At 61.3% G+C, this 15,317-nt stretch carries 17 protein-coding genes; 12 read left to right on the forward strand and 5 right to left on the reverse strand.

What is annotated here, in order from left to right:
- Window positions 1-143 precede the first annotated feature (143 nt).
- Window positions 144-1,094, forward strand: coding sequence for a methylmalonyl Co-A mutase-associated GTPase MeaB (meaB, locus tag WC026_RS13675; protein ID WP_372711564.1), 951 nt, complete (start codon window positions 144-146; stop codon window positions 1,092-1,094).
- Window positions 1,095-1,110: 16 nt separating this feature from the next.
- On the opposite strand, the gene WC026_RS13680 is transcribed toward meaB, so the two are convergent.
- Window positions 1,111-2,592: an APC family permease gene (locus WC026_RS13680; RefSeq protein WP_372711565.1), complete on the reverse strand. Its 1,482-nt coding sequence runs from the start codon at window positions 2,590-2,592 to the stop codon at window positions 1,111-1,113.
- A 310-nt stretch (window positions 2,593-2,902) separates the two neighbouring features.
- On the opposite strand from WC026_RS13680, the gene WC026_RS13685 reads away from it, so the two are divergent.
- The gene (locus tag WC026_RS13685) at window positions 2,903-3,145 is read left to right on the forward strand and encodes a CDGSH iron-sulfur domain-containing protein (RefSeq protein WP_372711566.1); all 243 of its coding nucleotides are present in this window, start codon (window positions 2,903-2,905) and stop codon (window positions 3,143-3,145) included.
- Between the two features lie 172 nt (window positions 3,146-3,317).
- On the opposite strand, the gene WC026_RS13690 is transcribed toward WC026_RS13685, so the two are convergent.
- Entirely contained in the window at window positions 3,318-3,521 is a 204-nt protein-coding gene (locus WC026_RS13690; RefSeq protein WP_372711567.1) for a hypothetical protein, read from the reverse strand.
- Window positions 3,522-3,935: 414 nt separating this feature from the next.
- Between WC026_RS13690 and purB the strand changes: the two genes are divergently transcribed.
- The 4 genes from purB to WC026_RS13710 all read left to right on the forward strand — a co-directional run bounded on the left by purB (window position 3,936) and on the right by WC026_RS13710 (window position 8,924).
- The gene (purB, locus tag WC026_RS13695; protein ID WP_372711568.1) at window positions 3,936-5,243 is read left to right on the forward strand and encodes an adenylosuccinate lyase; all 1,308 of its coding nucleotides are present in this window, start codon (window positions 3,936-3,938) and stop codon (window positions 5,241-5,243) included.
- 162 nt (window positions 5,244-5,405) lie between these two features.
- Window positions 5,406-6,176, forward strand: a complete 771-nt coding sequence (locus WC026_RS13700) for a phosphatase PAP2 family protein (protein WP_372711569.1) — start codon at window positions 5,406-5,408, stop codon at window positions 6,174-6,176.
- A gap of 94 nt (window positions 6,177-6,270) precedes the next feature.
- The gene (locus WC026_RS13705) at window positions 6,271-7,416 is read left to right on the forward strand and encodes a glycosyltransferase (protein WP_372711570.1); all 1,146 of its coding nucleotides are present in this window, start codon (window positions 6,271-6,273) and stop codon (window positions 7,414-7,416) included.
- Entirely contained in the window at window positions 7,416-8,924 is a 1,509-nt protein-coding gene (locus tag WC026_RS13710) for an ArnT family glycosyltransferase (RefSeq protein ID WP_372711571.1), read from the forward strand. The genes WC026_RS13705 and WC026_RS13710 overlap by 1 nt, the downstream gene beginning before the upstream one ends.
- 10 nt (window positions 8,925-8,934) lie before the next feature.
- Here the strand turns inward: WC026_RS13710 and WC026_RS13715 are convergent, their stop codons facing one another.
- Window positions 8,935-9,423 carry a ferritin-like domain-containing protein gene (locus WC026_RS13715; RefSeq protein WP_372711572.1) on the reverse strand — a complete coding sequence of 163 codons (489 nt, stop codon included), beginning with the start codon at window positions 9,421-9,423 and terminating at the stop codon, window positions 8,935-8,937.
- A 132-nt stretch (window positions 9,424-9,555) separates the two neighbouring features.
- On the opposite strand from WC026_RS13715, the gene WC026_RS13720 reads away from it, so the two are divergent.
- Window positions 9,556-10,140 (forward strand): RBBP9/YdeN family alpha/beta hydrolase, encoded by a 585-nt coding sequence (locus WC026_RS13720; RefSeq protein ID WP_372711573.1) that lies wholly within the window; start codon window positions 9,556-9,558, stop codon window positions 10,138-10,140.
- A 131-nt stretch (window positions 10,141-10,271) separates the two neighbouring features.
- Here WC026_RS13720 and WC026_RS13725 read toward each other — a convergent pair whose 3' ends face one another.
- Window positions 10,272-10,466: a hypothetical protein gene (locus WC026_RS13725; RefSeq protein WP_372711574.1), complete on the reverse strand. Its 195-nt coding sequence runs from the start codon at window positions 10,464-10,466 to the stop codon at window positions 10,272-10,274.
- Between the two features lie 154 nt (window positions 10,467-10,620).
- Window positions 10,621-10,947, reverse strand: coding sequence for a DUF1476 domain-containing protein (locus WC026_RS13730; RefSeq protein WP_372711575.1), 327 nt, complete (start codon window positions 10,945-10,947; stop codon window positions 10,621-10,623).
- Window positions 10,948-11,331: 384 nt separating this feature from the next.
- On the opposite strand from WC026_RS13730, the gene purC reads away from it, so the two are divergent.
- From purC to WC026_RS13755, 5 genes are all read left to right on the forward strand, one after another.
- The gene (gene purC / locus WC026_RS13735; protein WP_372711576.1) at window positions 11,332-12,123 is read left to right on the forward strand and encodes a phosphoribosylaminoimidazolesuccinocarboxamide synthase; all 792 of its coding nucleotides are present in this window, start codon (window positions 11,332-11,334) and stop codon (window positions 12,121-12,123) included.
- Between the two features lie 80 nt (window positions 12,124-12,203).
- Window positions 12,204-12,446 (forward strand): phosphoribosylformylglycinamidine synthase subunit PurS, encoded by a 243-nt coding sequence (gene purS / locus WC026_RS13740; protein WP_013216058.1) that lies wholly within the window; start codon window positions 12,204-12,206, stop codon window positions 12,444-12,446.
- Window positions 12,446-12,892 (forward strand): hypothetical protein, encoded by a 447-nt coding sequence (locus WC026_RS13745; protein WP_372711577.1) that lies wholly within the window; start codon window positions 12,446-12,448, stop codon window positions 12,890-12,892. The genes purS and WC026_RS13745 overlap by 1 nt, the downstream gene beginning before the upstream one ends.
- 829 nt (window positions 12,893-13,721) lie before the next feature.
- Window positions 13,722-14,423 (forward strand): phosphoribosylformylglycinamidine synthase subunit PurQ, encoded by a 702-nt coding sequence (purQ, locus tag WC026_RS13750; RefSeq protein ID WP_372711578.1) that lies wholly within the window; start codon window positions 13,722-13,724, stop codon window positions 14,421-14,423.
- 461 nt (window positions 14,424-14,884) lie between these two features.
- The gene (locus tag WC026_RS13755) at window positions 14,885-15,145 is read left to right on the forward strand and encodes a hypothetical protein (RefSeq protein ID WP_372711579.1); all 261 of its coding nucleotides are present in this window, start codon (window positions 14,885-14,887) and stop codon (window positions 15,143-15,145) included.
- Window positions 15,146-15,317 lie beyond the last annotated feature (172 nt).

Here is a 15,317-nt window from a genome sequence, read left to right on the forward strand (position 1 = left end):
CACGTGCGCAGAACTAAACCCCTCCCTAACGCCTTGCGAAGTGGTTAAATCCCACGCATTAAGCCGCAACCTTGGCTCAGCCGTTGCACTTGGGCGGCTTCCCACTTATCAGCCGTATGATGAAGACGGATGAGAAAACACGGGTGCCCGTCGCGCGCATTCCGGACGCCGATGTGCCCGGCACGATCGACCGCATGCGCAAGGGCGAGCGGCGCGCCATCGCCAGCGTGATCACGGAACTCGAACGGCTGTCCGCCGCGGCCCCGGCGCTTCTGAGGTCGCTGCAGGCGCATCTCGGTCACGCTCTCGTCGTCGGTTTCACGGGTCCGCCGGGGGCGGGCAAGTCGACGCTCGTCAACGCGATCATCATGCAGCTCAGGCAACAGGGCCGCACCGTCGGCGTCATCGCGGTCGATCCATCGAGCCCGGTTTCGGGCGGCGCCATTCTCGGCGACCGCATTCGCATGACCGCGGCGCTCGACGACGATGGCGTGTTCGTGCGATCGCTGGCGTCGCGCGGTTATCTCGGCGGCTTGTCGCCAGCCGCTGTGCGCATCATCGACGCGCTCGACGGCGCCGGCTTCGACGTCGTGCTGCTCGAAACGGTCGGCACGGGACAGAACGAGATCGACGTCGCCGAAGTCGCCGATATCCGCGTCGTCATCGCGGCGCCAGGACTCGGCGACGACATCCAGGCGATGAAATCGGGCCTCCTTGAAATCGCCGACGTGATCGTCGTCAACAAGGCCGACCGGCCGGGCGCCGAGCAGACGATGCAGCAGCTCATCGGCGCGCTTTCGATTCGCGCCACGATGGCCGAAAAAGTTCCGGTGCTGAAGACATCCGCCATCAACGGCGAAGGCGTGCCGAAGCTGATCGAGACGCTGGATCATCTCGGCGGCAAGGTGCGCGCCGAAGACTCCGTAAGCCGCAGGCGACGCCGCGCCCGGTATCTAATCGCGCGGGCTGCGTCCGACATCGTCACCAATCGCATCAAGGCGGGCGGCAAGGGTAGCCTCGACACGCTCGCCGATTCCGTCCTCTCCGGCACCATGACACCGCACGCAGCCGCGACGCGCCTGCTCGAAGACTGACGAGTTCTCGCGAGTCTCAAGCCATCGCGAGTTTGCTGTGCCGGATCGAGTAGCAGAAATAGATAACCAGCCCCACCGCGAGCCAGAGGATGAAGCGCAGATGCGTCTCGTAGGGCAGGAACGCGATTAGAGCACCGCACGACAGGATGCCGAGGACCGGCAGCACAATGCCGCCCGGCGTCTTGAACGGACGCGGCATGTCGGGGTGCGAAATGCGAAGCGCGATGACGCCGCCGCAGACCAGAACGAAGGCCGCCAGCGTGCCGATGTTGACCAGCTCGGCCAGAACTCCGAGAGGGATGAAGCCGGCCATGATCGCCATCACGGTGCCGGTGATAACGGTCGTCCGTACCGGCGTCTGGGTTCGCGAATTGACAGTCTTGAAGTATGCAGGAAGCAGACCGTCGCGCGAAACGCCGACGATGATGCGCGTCAGAGCATAGTAAAGAACGAGCATCACGGTGGTGAGGCCGGCAACGACGCCGGTTGCGACGAGACCCGCGGCCGTGTTGTAGCCGATCCGCAGCAATGCTTCCGATGCGGGAGATGGAACGTTCAGCGCGTGATACGGCACGATGCCGGTCATCAGCGCCGAAACGATCACGTAGATGACGGTGCAAAAGACCAGCGCCGCAAGAATGCCGATCGGAACGTCGCGCTGCGGTTCATAGGCTTCTTCGACCGCCGTCGAAACGGCGTCAAAACCGACATAAGCAAAAAACACGATCGATGCGCCGGCCAGCACACCGATGGGGCGACTGCCGTCGTGGCTGAACCAGCCGAACGGCAGGAACGGCGACCAGTTGTCGGGATTGACGTTGAAAACGGCGACGCCGATGAAAATCGCGATCGCGATGAGCTTGATGACGACGGCCGCAGCGTTGATGCGGGCGCTCTCCTTGACGCCGGCGATCAGCAAAAGCATCAGCATCAGAATGACGCCGGCCGCAGGCAGATTGATGATGCCGCCTCTGCCTGCCTCCTTCACGCCGGGGGCGTTCGGATCGAAGCCGAACCATTGCAGTGCGCTGCCTAGATGCTCATTCCAGGCCAGCGCGCTCGGGCCTCGTGTCAGGGATTCGGGCAGTCCGATCCCCATTGCCATCAGCGCATTGTTCAAGTAGCCCGACCAGCCGTTGGCGACAGCCGCGACCGAGACGCCATATTCGAGGATCAGGTCCCAGGCGATGATCCAGGCAATCAGTTCTCCGAACGCCGCGTAGCTGTAGCCGTAGGCGCTGCCGCAGCCGCCGACGCTCGAGGCTAGCTCGGCGTAAGAGAGCGCCGCGAAGCCGCACGCGACCCCCGCGACGACAAAGGAGAGCACGACACCCGGCCCCGACTGGACCGCGGCGGCGTGGCCCGTCAGCACGAAAATGCCGGTGCCGATGATGGCGCCGACGCCGAGCAGCGTCAGATCGAGGGCGCTCAGGCAACGCTTCAGGCCGAACTCGGAGTTGTCGTAGCCGACCGCTTTTTTTCGAAAAAGATTGGTCATGTCCGCGCGTCTCCTGATGCCGTTGCTGGCCCGATGCCGATAACGCGCCTTGGCACACACCATCGGGTGCTGCGTCCCCCGGCATCCCCCCGGAGATTCTGCGCATGCTGAACTTGGAGCAGGCATTTCCAGATGTCTACATTTCGCGTGCCTCGATCAGGATGTGCCTGAAATCAGAACTCCCTGCCCATTCAGGGCGCTCGCGAACGGCCCTCCTACTTGCCCCGGGCGGTCAAACCCGTTAGCGACTTTGGAAGAATTCAAATATACGCCCGTCAAGGCGTGTTTCGTTACGACAGGAGGTTCAAGGATGTCGGATGATGCGGTTATCGCTCAGACGGGGCCGTATCAGGTTGAGCTGACCGAGGGGCAAGACTACTGGTATTGCCGCTGCGGGCGTTCAAAGACGCAGCCGTTCTGCGACGGCTCGCATGAGGGGACGAGCTTCGTCCCGCTGCAGTTCACCGTCGATCATACGGGAACATTCAATATCTGCGGCTGCAAGGCGACCGACGATGAGCCGTTCTGCGACGGCACCCACAACGTACTTTGAGTATTTAGAATACTTTGACGCTAATCCCCAACCCCTCCGGCTTCCCCGTATTTTTCACGGCAACCTAGTCGGTTGCCATGAAACCTGACAATCGAGGACCTTAAAGGGCAATGCCCGGCTGAACCGAGCCGCGCATCTTATTCCGTGCGCACCGGAGTTCGACGAGAAGAAATCATCGCCCTTGCGAGGCGTGCATGCATTCGGTCAGCAGGCTTTTTTCCAGTCTCGATAATTCGTCCGGCACTGCTTTCCCCGAGCGCCGAAATTCCGTGATGCGTTTCTTAACGAGTGCGTAGCATTGGCGAGGATCGTCGTCGGACTGTTCCATCTGGTGGACCAGTTCGGCGAAGTCGCCGCTGCCCATCTGTTGTGCCATAGCAGTAGTGTCTCCCGCTCCGTTTTCAAAAAAAGGTATTTCGAGGTTCCCACTCCTCTCCATTCCTTTCGACTCACTTGCTTTCAATTTAGGACGCAGAACCGCGAATTAAATGCAGTATTAGAAAGCATGATCGACGATTTGCACGACTGTGGCTTAGCTGCAGTGAATACAAGCTGAACAACCGACCGCGCTCCCTGCGCCCAACACGCGCATCTAGGCTACGTGATCGTGGCGACGGACTGGCGAGAAACGAGTTTTGCTTTCACGAATTATTGCAGAGCATTAGCTGCACGGCAGCGAAGGTGCCTGTTGCGAGCAAACCCTAATAATTCACTGAAAAAGCGCACGATTGATTGCTGCACCGTTGCCGCTCTGCTACGCCTCCCGCGCTGCATCAAGGAATTGCCGATCATGATCCCTCGTTATTCCCGCAAAGAAATGACCTCGATCTGGGAGCCGGAAACGCGTTTTCGGATCTGGTTCGAAATCGAAGCGCACGCCGCGACGGCCAGTGCCGAAATCGGCCTTATTCCGAAGGATGCGGCGAAAAAGATCTGGGAAAAGGGTTCGGCCGCGACATTCGACGTGGCGCGAATTGATGAAATCGAATCCGTCACCAAACACGACGTTATTGCATTTTTGACGCACCTTGCCGAATTTGTGGGGCCGGAAGCGCGTTTCGTGCATCAGGGCATGACGTCATCCGACGTTCTCGATACCTGCCTCAACGTGCAGCTGGTACGCGCCGCCGATATCATCATCGGCGATATCGATCGGCTGCTCGCGGCGTTGAAGGCGCGCGCCTACGAATTCAAAGATACGGTCACGATTGGGCGCAGCCACGGCATCCACGCCGAGCCGACCACCTTCGGGCTCAAGCTCGCCTTCGCCTATGCCGAGTTCGAACGCGCCCGCGAGCGCGTGGTCGCCGCGCGCAAGGAAGTCGCGACGTGCGCCATCTCCGGCGCCGTCGGTACGTTCGCCAATATCGATCCCCGCATCGAGGCTTACGTCGCGGACAAGATGGGCCTGACGCCCGAACCGGTCTCGACGCAGATCATTCCGCGCGACCGGCACGCCATGTACTTCGCGATCCTCGGGGTCGTCGCCTCGAGCATCGAGCGCCTCGCGATCGAGATCCGGCATCTGCAACGGACGGAAGTTCTCGAGGCGGAAGAATATTTCTCGCCAGGACAAAAGGGCTCGTCGGCGATGCCGCACAAGCGTAACCCCGTCCTGTCCGAGAACGTGACCGGGCTCGCCCGGCTCGTCCGGGGATACGCGATCCCAGCGATGGAAAACGTGGCGCTCTGGCACGAACGCGACATCTCGCATTCCAGCGTCGAGCGCATGATCGGTCCCGACGCGACGGTGACGCTGGATTTCGCGCTGAACCGTCTTGCGGGGACCATCGAGAAGCTGGTCGTCTATCCGGCCAACATGAAAAAGAACCTCGACAAGCTCGGCGGGCTGCACAATTCCCAGCGCGTCCTCCTGGCCTTGACGCAGGCAGGCGTCAGCCGCGAGGACGCCTATGCGCTCGTCCAGCGCAACGCGATGAAAACTTGGGAACAGGGCAAGGACTTCCTCGCCGAGCTCAAGAGCGACAAGGACGTCACGGCGAAGATTCCGCCGGCGAAGCTCGAGGCCATGTTCGATCTCGATTATCACACCGCTCAGGTCGACACGATCTTCAAGCGGGTGTTCGGGGAACGCTAGCTGCACGATACGGCACAGGGCGCCGGTCCAATCCGCGTGCCCCTTCATGCGCTCTTCCGGCCACGTCAACCGATGTTTACATAACTGTAGCGGAAGCGACACAGCGTTGTCACGGCGGCTGACGACCTTGCGGCCCGATTTGGGGCTGTGGGGTTGATTGCGATGTGGGCGCCGGAAGTCAGTTTCGGACCGAACGGCCATTGGGACGTTCACGACGCGGATGCGCGACCTGGGGTCTCCGCTCCCGCGATGATCAAGGCGGCTCTGGCGACCGGAGCCATCGCCTTCGTCCTGTTTCAATCGCTGCCCGGCCTCGACATGGCCATCGCGCACGCCTTCTATGAAGGCAACAACCGCTTCAGCGGCCTCAACTCATCGCTCGTTTGGACCGTCCGCAACGGCTTCAGCTTCGCGTTTTACTTCGTATGCGCCGCGACCGTCGTCGGACTTGTCGTCGCCGGGAGGCCCGCGGGGAGCTTTCTAGGCCTGGCGTTCAACAAATGGCTGTTCCTGACGCTTTGCCTGATCATCGGACCGCTTGTCATCAGCAACATCGGCTTCAAGGATCATTGGGGCCGCGCGCGACCGCGCGACGTCATCGAGTTCGGCGGCGCCAAAGCGTTCACGCCGGTTTTTCCGCCGTCGGATCAATGCGGCTATAATTGTTCATTCGTATCGGGAGAAGCATCGGCCGTTTACATCGTATTTTTCGCGGTGGCGTTCCTGCTCAGGCGGCACTCGCGACGACTGATCCTGCTCGGCATCGTTCTCGGCAGCCTCGCCGGACTGACACGCATCGCACAAGGCGGACATTTTCTTTCCGACGTCATCTTCGCGGGCGTTCTCATGGCGCTGACGGCCGCCAGCCTGCAACTTCTTTTCGACACGATCCGGACAGCCGATGTCGCCGAACGTCGAGAGGCTCCGGCCTAGGCCAAATTGATGATCCCCGCCGAACTGATCGGCCTGCTGACCATTGCCCGGCGGGATGCTTACATGTCCGGGCCCGATTGAAAGACTACAAGCGATGAACGTTATCACGCCGGCGCAACCGATGGACTTCCCGCTACCGCACGCGCCAGCTGTGACGCGCCCGCGCGTTTCGATCGTCGTGCCGACCTATTGCGAAGCGGAGAACGTCGCCCCGACGATCGCTGCGATCGAACGCGCGCTTGGTACGATCGCGTGGGAAATCATCTTTGTCGATGACGACAGTCCCGACGGCACGGTTGCGGCCGTCCGGACGCTCGGCGAGCACGACGGGCGCGTTCGCGTCATCCGGCGAGTCGGCCGGCGCGGACTCGCCGGCGCCGTCATCGAGGGCATGATGGCATCCGCCGCCGATACCGTCGCAGTAATCGACGCCGATCTTCAGCACGACGAAGCGCTGCTGCCGAAAATGCTCGACGCCATCGAATCCGGAAACGCCGATCTCGTCATAGCGACGCGCTACGCACAATCGGGCAATGCGGGAGGCGGCTTCTCCAAACTCCGCCGCAACGCCAGCACGTTCGCGACGCGGCTCTCAAACCTGCTGATCAAGACGAACGTCAGTGATCCGATGAGCGGGTTTTTCATGATCCGTCGCGATGCCATCGACGGCATCGCTCCGAACCTCGCGACCGGCGGGTTCAAACTGTTGCTCGATATTCTGGCGTCGGCACCGGCGAATCTGAAGATCGTCGAAATGCCGTATCAGTTCCGGCCGCGACAGCTCGGGACATCGAAGCTCGACGCTCTCGTCATCGCCGACTTCCTCGGACTGCTGCTTTCGAAGCTTTCGGGCAATACGATCTCGCCGCGCTTCTTCCTGTTCGCGCTCGTCGGAGCAACGGGTCTTGTTGTGCACCTTGCGGCGCTCCGAACCTTTTTGATTACGACGCATATCCCGTTCAACGCCGCGCAGTTTGGCGCCGCGTTCGTCGCGATGACATCGAATTTCTTCCTGAATAACGCGCTGACATTCCGCGACCGGCGATTGACCGGCGTCGCGGCGTTCAAGGGCCTGCTCACGTTCTATCTCGTCTGCAGCATCGGCACGCTGGCGAACGTCGGCGTCGCCGAACTCATCTACCTGCGCGATGCCAGCTGGTGGCGCGCAGGCATCGCCGGCGCCGTCATGGCGGCGGTGTTCAACTATGCGGTCAGCTCCATGCTGACGTGGAGAAAATAATGCGCGATCTGCCAGACGCATCACCCGCCATCGCGGCGGCGGAGATCTCGCGCGTCGATCGCGCCGATACCATTCTGATCGCGGCGGCGCTTGCTCTCTTTGCGCTTCGCCTCGTCATGGCGGCCGCGACGGGCCTCGTCGATGACGAAGCCTATTATCGCCTCTGGTCGCTGGCGCCGTCGCTCTCCTACTACGATCACCCGCCGATGATCGCGTGGCTGATCGGAATAGGCCGCGTGCTGATCGGTGACACGACGCTTGGCGTGCGCCTCGTCGCGCCGCTTTGCCATCTCCTCGGCGCCGTTTTGCTGTGGCGAACGGCGTTCCTGCTCTATGGGCGCGAGACGGCACGAACCGCCGTCTGGATTTTGCTTGCGATGCCGCTGCTCGCCATCGGCGGCCTCCTGATGACTCCCGATCTGCCGTCGGTGCTGTTTGCGGGTCTCGTGCTGTGGGCGCTCGCGGAACTCGATCATTCGAAGAACGCAAACTGGTGGCTGGCGATCGGCGCGTTCGCGGGGCTCGGTCTCCTGTCGAAATACACGAACCTTTTTCTCGGCGCGACGATTGTGCTCTGGCTTGTTGCGATGCCTGAAAATCGCCGATGGTTCCGCGTCCCGCAACTCTGGATCGGCGGCCTCGTGGCGATCGCCGCGTCGATACCCGTCGTTATCTGGAACGCCGAACACGATTGGGCATCTTTCGGCAAACAGTTCGGACGCGTCGGACATAGCGGCACGCTCGCAGGACCGCTCTATTTTGTCGAATTCATCGGCACACTCCTGGCACTGGCGAGCCCGGTGATCGCGGTGCTTGCGATCCTCGGATTGATCCAAGTTTTGCGATCCGCAATCCGGCATCGCAGAAGCAACGATATTCTGCTCGCAGCCGCCGTGCTGCCAATGTTGATTTATTTCGCCGTGCATGCTCTGCACGACCGCGTCCAAGGCAATTGGCCGGCGCCGCTCTATCCGCCGCTTGCGATCTGCGCGGCGCTCGCCATTCACGCGATAACGCCGGAGCGTCGACGCACGGCGATCTGCGCGGCGGCGCTCGGGTTCGGCTTTCTCGTGACCGCGATCATCTATTTCGATGCCCTGCGCTCGATCCCAGCAGCCGCGCGCATGAAGGACCCAACCGAACAGATGCACGGATGGCACGCACTCGGCGATGAGGTTGAGAAAAAACGCATCGAATCCGGAGCCGCATGGGTCGCGACGTCGAGCTATGCCACGACGGGCCAACTTGCGTTCGCGCTCAACGGGCAGAGCGACGTCGCGCAGCTCGATCAACGCATCCGCTATGAATTCCTGCCGCCGATCTCTTCCGAGGTGCTGCATAAGCCAGTGCTTTACGTCGAACTTGACCGGCGCGTCGATCTTCCGCTGCTCAAATCGAAGTTTCGCACTGTGACCGAGCTTGGCACGCTGACACGATCGAACGGCAGCGCGAACGGCGCGACGTACCGGCTGTTCCTCGCCTCCGATCCCATCGCGCCGCCGCTTTGATGCCTGAGAGTTACGCTGCTTCCTTGTTGAGGCGGCTTTCGGCGAGCTTGGTCAGCTTGTCGTCGGCGCTGTATTCCTCTTTCAGAGTCTTCTCGAGGATCGTCGCGACGTCCTTGTGGCCGAGCAATTTTGCCCACGACACCAGCGTCCCATAGCGCGTAATTTCATAGTGCTCGGCGGCTTGGCCAGCGGCGATCATCGCGGCGTCGCGCGTGTCGGCGTCCTTGATCTCCGACATCAGTTCTTCGCCTTCCTCGAGAATGCCTTTGATGGCGGGACATTCGGTGGCCTTGGACTTGCGGCCCATAGCTTTGAAAACTTCGTCAAGGCGCGTGATGTGCTCCTTGGTTTCCTCGCAGTGTCCCATGAAGGCCTTCGCCAGCGCGGCGGAATCGCAGGCTTTCGCCATTTTCGGAAGCGCCTTTACGAGCTTGTTTTCGGCGTAATAAATGTCCTCAAGCGTGTGATTGAACAGGTCTTCGAGGTTTTCGATCTTCATCGTGCTCTCCTAACGCGGGCGGGGGTTTGATGCCAAGAGCAACGCGACCTTATCGTTGGGGTTCCCCAAACAGCGCTGAAAACGACGTCCGAGGCTTCCCACACCCCTGAGCGTCGGCTAAGCACGTCGCCGATGAAAACATCCGAAATCGACATTCTCCTCGTGCCGGGCTGGCAGAATTCCGGCCCTGACCACTGGCAATCGCGATGGGAGCGCAACCTCAAGACGGCACGCAGGGTCGTTCAGGAAGACTGGGACAATCCCGACGTCGAGACCTGGGGCGACCGCATGGCGAAATTCGCGAGCGGCGCGACGCAGCCGGTCGTCGCCGTAGCGCATTCGCTCGGCGTTCCGGCGCTCGTCTACGCGGCCGACAAGCTGAAGCGCAGCGGAGTCATCGGCGCGTTTCTCGTGGCGCCCGCCGACGTCGATTATGCGCAGTTCTGGCCCGATACCGGCGGCAAACGCTGGCCGCCCGAAAGGGGGCCGCGCGGATTCGAGACGATGCCCGAACGGCGATTGCCTTTCCCGGCCCATCTCGTCGTCGCCAACAACGATCTCTATTGCAGTTATGCGCGCGCCGAACACTTGGCCGAGACGTGGGGTGCGTCTCTCAGCGACGCGGGCGAAAGCGGCCACATCAACATCGCTTCAGGCCATGGACCTTGGCCGGAGGGCTTGCTCCAGTTCGGACAATTCCTGAAGAAGCTGGGCTAGGCGCGGCGATACTCACGCCCGTTAATGATGCCGTGGATGGCCGCCTGCGCGGCCATGACGATCGCCGCCTGCGCGGCCATGACGATCGAAGATGGGCGGGAGACATCGTGCCCAAAGCCTCCGCGCCGGGGTTATGCGCGCGACGATCGCCGGGCGGTCTTGACCGTGATGATTGCAAGGGCAGCAACCGCTGCACGTTTCAACGTCATGGCCGCCGAGGCGGCCATCCACTCCAATTTCAACACTCGGCGATCGCAGCGGAAATCAGCCCATAAGAAAAACAACGGCTGGTCGATCGTCTCGTGGATGGCCGCCTGTGCGGCCATGACGGGTGGGGATGCTACGACGGGGCGCGTCGCTCCGCTGGCGCGGCTAGAGCAAGGGCCTGGAAACAAATCATCCCCGGGACAAGCCCGAGGATGACAATTTTCGGCTGAACTCTCGTACAGAGCAGCGTCGGTGAGCAGGCGTCGGGAGCGATCAGCCCTTCGACGACTCGAGTTCGGTTACGGCTTTGGCGAGCGCGCTCGCCATGGCGGAGCGGATTTCCGTATCGTCGACGGCAACGCCCTTCGCGGTCAAATCGCTTTTGATCTTGCGGAACACATCATCGTCGCCGGCTTCGGCAAGATCGGCTTTGCGAACGTCTTTGATGTAGGCATCAAGCGCCTCTCCGCTGAGACCGAGCTTGGCGCCCGCCCATTCGGCAACGGCCTTGTTGCGGCGACTCTCGGCTTTGAATTTCAATTCCGAATCGAGAGCGAATTTCTTTTCGAACCCCTGCTCGCGTTCATTGAACGTGGTCATCTGATCGTATCTCCTTGGCGCTGGACTGGTGGTGAGGTTCACCACTTCAGGTTGTAATGCCACAAGGCGCCCGTTCGACGCGTGGCGTATTGCTCCCGTTGCATCCGCTCTTCACCAGGATTAATCGGGGTAGCGAGCGAAATCAATGGGTTGGCCGAAGCCCTCCGAAAAGTGCTGCGGCTCATGGTCTAGATTGTGCCGCTCCCTGCGTTCGGCTAGTCTCCCGGCTAGGCTTTCGAGCGTGAAAAGGCGCGCGGCTCCTGACCCCGACATGCAGAAAACAAGTTGGAAAATCAAGGCGTCCGCGTGCGAGTGTGTGTGCGTTGATAGAAATCACATCTAAGCATGAGTGAGTGCAAGCTGTTGATCCTCAGAGGTCCAGGAATGAACAAGCGTCGGCGCATCTACGAGGGCAAAGCCAAGGTCCTCTATGAGGGTCCCGAACCGGGGACGCTCATCCAGCATTTCAAAGACGACGCAACCGCTTTCAACGCGAAGAAGCACGCGCTGATTGAAGGTAAGGGCGTGCTGAACAATCGTATCTCCGAGTACATTTTTACGAAACTCGGAGAGATCGGCGTCCCGACGCACTTCATCAAGCGTCTGAACATGCGCGAGCAGCTGATCCGCGAAGTCGAGATCGTTCCGCTCGAAGTCGTCGTCCGCAACATCGCGGCCGGTTCTTTGTCGACGCGCCTCGGTCTCGAGGAAGGCTCGCAGCTCCCCCGCTCGATCGTCGAATTCTACTATAAAAAGGACGAGCTCAACGACCCGATGGTCTCGGAAGAGCACATCACGGCGTTCGGCTGGGCGACGCCGCAGGAAATCGACGAGATCATGCAGCTGGCGCTGCGCGTCAACGACTTCCTCGTCGGGCTTTTCCTCGGCATCGGCATCCGGCTCGTCGACTTCAAGGTCGAGTTCGGCCGCCTCTACGACAACGAGCAGGTGCGCATCGTTCTGGCTGACGAGATCAGCCCGGACTGCTGCCGGCTGTGGGACGCTCAGTCGGGCGACAAGCTCGACAAGGATCGGTTCCGTCGCGATCTCGGCGGCGTGCTCGAGGCTTATCAGGAAGTCGCGCGCCGTCTCGGCGTGCTGACGGAAAACCCGCGTCCGCGCGGGGCTGGCCCGGTGCTCGTCACGTCGAATCCGATTAACGGAAAGCCGAACTGAAGGATTGAGAAATAGGGATTGGAGCTTGTCTGACGACGCCAATCCCTATTTCCTGAAACCTCGTCCCTAGAGCTGAGCACATGAAAGCCCGCATCAAGATCACGTTAAAGAATGGCGTCCTCGATCCACAAGGAAAGGCCATCGAAGGCGCCGTGAAGGGCCTCGGCATTTCGGGCGTCAGCGATGTCCGCCAGGGCAAATACGTCGAGGTCGATTTGGCCGAGAGCGATCCGGACAAGGCGCGCGCCATCGTCGAGCGGATGTGCAAGGACCTGCTCGCGAACATGGTCATCGAGAACTACAGCTACGAGATCGCGCCCTGATGTGGGCCCGGCTAGGGATCACGCTAGCCATTGCCGCGTTTGGGACCAGCCAAGCGTTCTCAGATCCTGTCGCCGCTCCAGATCTCGATTGCAGCGTGGGCTTTGAAGCGCTGCATAACCAGCTCGCTTGGCTGCCTGGAGCGCAACGCGAAAGCGTCGAAGGTCAGGACGTTGTGACGTTCACCAGTCCCGACGTGTGGCGTGTCGAAATTCGCTTCACGGCACCGGGCGAACCCGCGCATCCAGCCGTCACTTTGCGGAAATTCGTGAAACAGGTGACGGGTGTATGGACGGCGCAGAGCAAGGCCTGCACCTATGGCGACCGGTCGCAAGTCGACGCCCTGATGGCGGCGCTGAAGGTCGAGGATACGCGGTTGACGAATGCGTCGCGCGATGATGTCGAGCGCCAGAAGCGCGAACGATCGCCGCTTTCTCCGATGCCGTGACGGCGACCGGATCGTCTTCCTTTCTTTCGACATGGCGGTTCTCGCCGCCACTTTCCCCCCTCCCTTGATGCGCGGGGTCGGCGGTGGCGTGAAGAACGAAGCGGATTGTCCGAGGCATGTGAAACGCGGGACATCACCCGCGAGAGGTTTTCGCTCGCACTGTGGGGTGAAGGGTCGGACGGATTTTCCGAACGTGAACGTATGCCGGAAACTCCGAAAGAGCGCCGGCTGGTCCACTGCATCACGCTCAGGTCGTCACCCCCACCCCCAGCCCCTCCCCGCAAGGGGGAGGGGAATGGACGGAGCCGTAGTTCGCGAAGCTCGATTATTGCGAAGCCTGCTCTGTAACAATGGCGAGCGACTGCACCTGCATGCTTTACACCCGTACGAATCGAACGTTCACCGCTTCGGCCCCGCACTTAAATACGTGATGGGGTAGTCCATGCGCAGTCATTGCCCCTTCTCCCCTCCCCTTGACGGGGAGGGGTTGGGGGTGGGGTGAAGGGCGAGGCGGATTTTCAGAGACAATGACCGTATGCCGGAAACCCCGAGAGAGCGCTGGCCGGTCCACTGCGTCACGCCTAGCTCGTTACCCCACCCCTAGCTCCTCCCCGCAGGGAGGGGAACAAGCGCGGCCGTACGCGAGAGAAGAGGCAGAAAGACGCCGCCTCGCAAACGGCGGTGCGTGAGGCCGCGACGGGGCGGCAAGTGGACTCGCGGGGCGAGTCTCGCTAGGTCACGGGACGCGATCATTGCGTCCCGTCAGGGATTGCGAGTAGTCAATGGTTGACAGCTGTCACCGAATTCCGCCGACCATTTAGAGGCCGCCATGCTCCGTGCTTCCGTCATCGTCTTTCCGGGTTCGAACTGCGATCGCGACGTCAAAACGGCGATCGAACGGGTCACCGGGTTCGCACCGAAGATGGTCTGGCACGGCGATGCCAGCGTGCCTTCGTCCGACGTCATCGTATTGCCTGGCGGGTTCTCATACGGCGACTACCTGCGCTGCGGCGCGATGGCCGCGCACTCACCGATCATGAAGGACGTCGTCGCCAAGGCGAACGCCGGAACGCCGGTTATCGGAATCTGCAACGGCTTTCAGATCCTGTGCGAGTCGGGACTTCTGCCGGGCGCGCTGATGCGCAACGCATCGCTCAACTTCATCTGCCGCGACGTCTTCCTGAAAGTCGAGAACGACCAGACGTTCTTCACGAAGTGCTATCGCAAGGACGAGGTTATCAAGGTTCCGATCGCGCACGGCGAAGGCAACTACTTCGCGGACAACGAGACGCTCGACCGGCTCGAAAGCGAAGGCCGCGTCGCGTTCCGATACTCGGACGCATCAGGCGCTGTGTCGCCCGAGGCATGCCCCAACGGCGCCCAGCGCAACATTGCAGGCATCGTCAACGAAACGGGTCGCGTGCTCGGCATGATGCCTCATCCCGAACGCCTGTATGAGACGGCGCTCGGCGGCACCGACGGCCGCCGCGTGTTCGAGAGCATGCTGCTGTCCACGCTCGAAGCCGCATAGCGGCTCGCATAAATGTCCTTATGACCGCTGCGCCGGCCCAGAGATTGATCGACGTGCGGTGTTCGCTCCGCAGAAAATACGCAGCGTGATTGTCGTGGATGGCCGCCTTCGCGGCCATGACGAAAATGGAGACTCCTGAACCCGTCATTCTCTCAAAGCATGAAGAACGCAAAGGGCTTCCGGCCACTTTGACGTCATCGCCGCGAAAGCGGCCATCCGGGAGGCGGCGGGTTTGCCGATGAACGAGCCCTTGGCCCAGCAGCAATTGTGATCTTTCCGGGGCATCTGCCGAGCGCCCCTTGTCGGAACGCAAAGAGAACCTAAATCAATACGGATTGCGGGGCCGGGCCCCTCTGGCAGAGCCAATGATGGCGCTGCGATGTCGGACCGCATCGGGTGTGCCCGGTGCTGTCTTGAGTTCATCACCGGACATGCCTCCAATTTTCCGACCGGAGGAACCTATGTCCCGTCGTTTCGTCACCCTTCTCGAGCGTTCTGCGGAAATTCGCCAGCTGATCGAACGCGAGGAAAGCTCTGCCGCGCCGCGCTCAGTGCGGCTGATGCGACTCAAGAAACTGCAGCTCCAGCTATCCGAAAGCCTGCGCGAACTCTCCGTGAAGCAGTTGATCGCGATGGCCTCGGCGCCGAGCTTCAGGCCGAAATTCGTATTCAGTGATGTGCACTCGGCGCCAGCTTTGTCGCGTGGCTGGATTTCCGCGTAACGCGCTCGTTTCGTCAAAACGGACGGATGCAACTGCATCCGTCCGCGGCGGCTGTAAAAGCCGGAGCAATAATCCCTCACAGAAGCGGCTGATTTGTTCGGCCGCGCCGGACTAAAAGTGCGGCAGATTGGAGCCCTGTGCCTGCGTCGGCGCGAGGGCGGGGATGAAGCAG

The organism is Hyphomicrobium sp., assembly GCF_041674905.1.
Lineage (GTDB): Bacteria > Pseudomonadota > Alphaproteobacteria > Rhizobiales > Hyphomicrobiaceae > Hyphomicrobium_B.

Coding starts and splice junctions, on each gene's coding strand:
- purC (WP_372711576.1), top strand. CDS start 11,332: ATGAACAAGCGTCGGCGCATCTACGAGGGCAAAGCCAAGGTCCTCTAT.
- WC026_RS13715 (WP_372711572.1), bottom strand. CDS start 9,423: ATGAAGATCGAAAACCTCGAAGACCTGTTCAATCACACGCTTGAGGAC.
- purB (WP_372711568.1), top strand. CDS start 3,936: ATGATCCCTCGTTATTCCCGCAAAGAAATGACCTCGATCTGGGAGCCG.
- WC026_RS13710 (WP_372711571.1), top strand. CDS start 7,416: ATGCGCGATCTGCCAGACGCATCACCCGCCATCGCGGCGGCGGAGATC.
- WC026_RS13755 (WP_372711579.1), top strand. CDS start 14,885: ATGTCCCGTCGTTTCGTCACCCTTCTCGAGCGTTCTGCGGAAATTCGC.
- WC026_RS13730 (WP_372711575.1), bottom strand. CDS start 10,947: ATGACCACGTTCAATGAACGCGAGCAGGGGTTCGAAAAGAAATTCGCT.
- WC026_RS13705 (WP_372711570.1), top strand. CDS start 6,271: ATGAACGTTATCACGCCGGCGCAACCGATGGACTTCCCGCTACCGCAC.
- purQ (WP_372711578.1), top strand. CDS start 13,722: ATGCTCCGTGCTTCCGTCATCGTCTTTCCGGGTTCGAACTGCGATCGC.
- WC026_RS13745 (WP_372711577.1), top strand. CDS start 12,446: ATGTGGGCCCGGCTAGGGATCACGCTAGCCATTGCCGCGTTTGGGACC.
- WC026_RS13680 (WP_372711565.1), bottom strand. CDS start 2,592: ATGACCAATCTTTTTCGAAAAAAAGCGGTCGGCTACGACAACTCCGAG.
- WC026_RS13720 (WP_372711573.1), top strand. CDS start 9,556: ATGAAAACATCCGAAATCGACATTCTCCTCGTGCCGGGCTGGCAGAAT.
- WC026_RS13685 (WP_372711566.1), top strand. CDS start 2,903: ATGTCGGATGATGCGGTTATCGCTCAGACGGGGCCGTATCAGGTTGAG.
- WC026_RS13690 (WP_372711567.1), bottom strand. CDS start 3,521: ATGGCACAACAGATGGGCAGCGGCGACTTCGCCGAACTGGTCCACCAG.
- WC026_RS13725 (WP_372711574.1), bottom strand. CDS start 10,466: ATGGCCGCACAGGCGGCCATCCACGAGACGATCGACCAGCCGTTGTTT.
- purS (WP_013216058.1), top strand. CDS start 12,204: ATGAAAGCCCGCATCAAGATCACGTTAAAGAATGGCGTCCTCGATCCA.
- WC026_RS13700 (WP_372711569.1), top strand. CDS start 5,406: ATGTGGGCGCCGGAAGTCAGTTTCGGACCGAACGGCCATTGGGACGTT.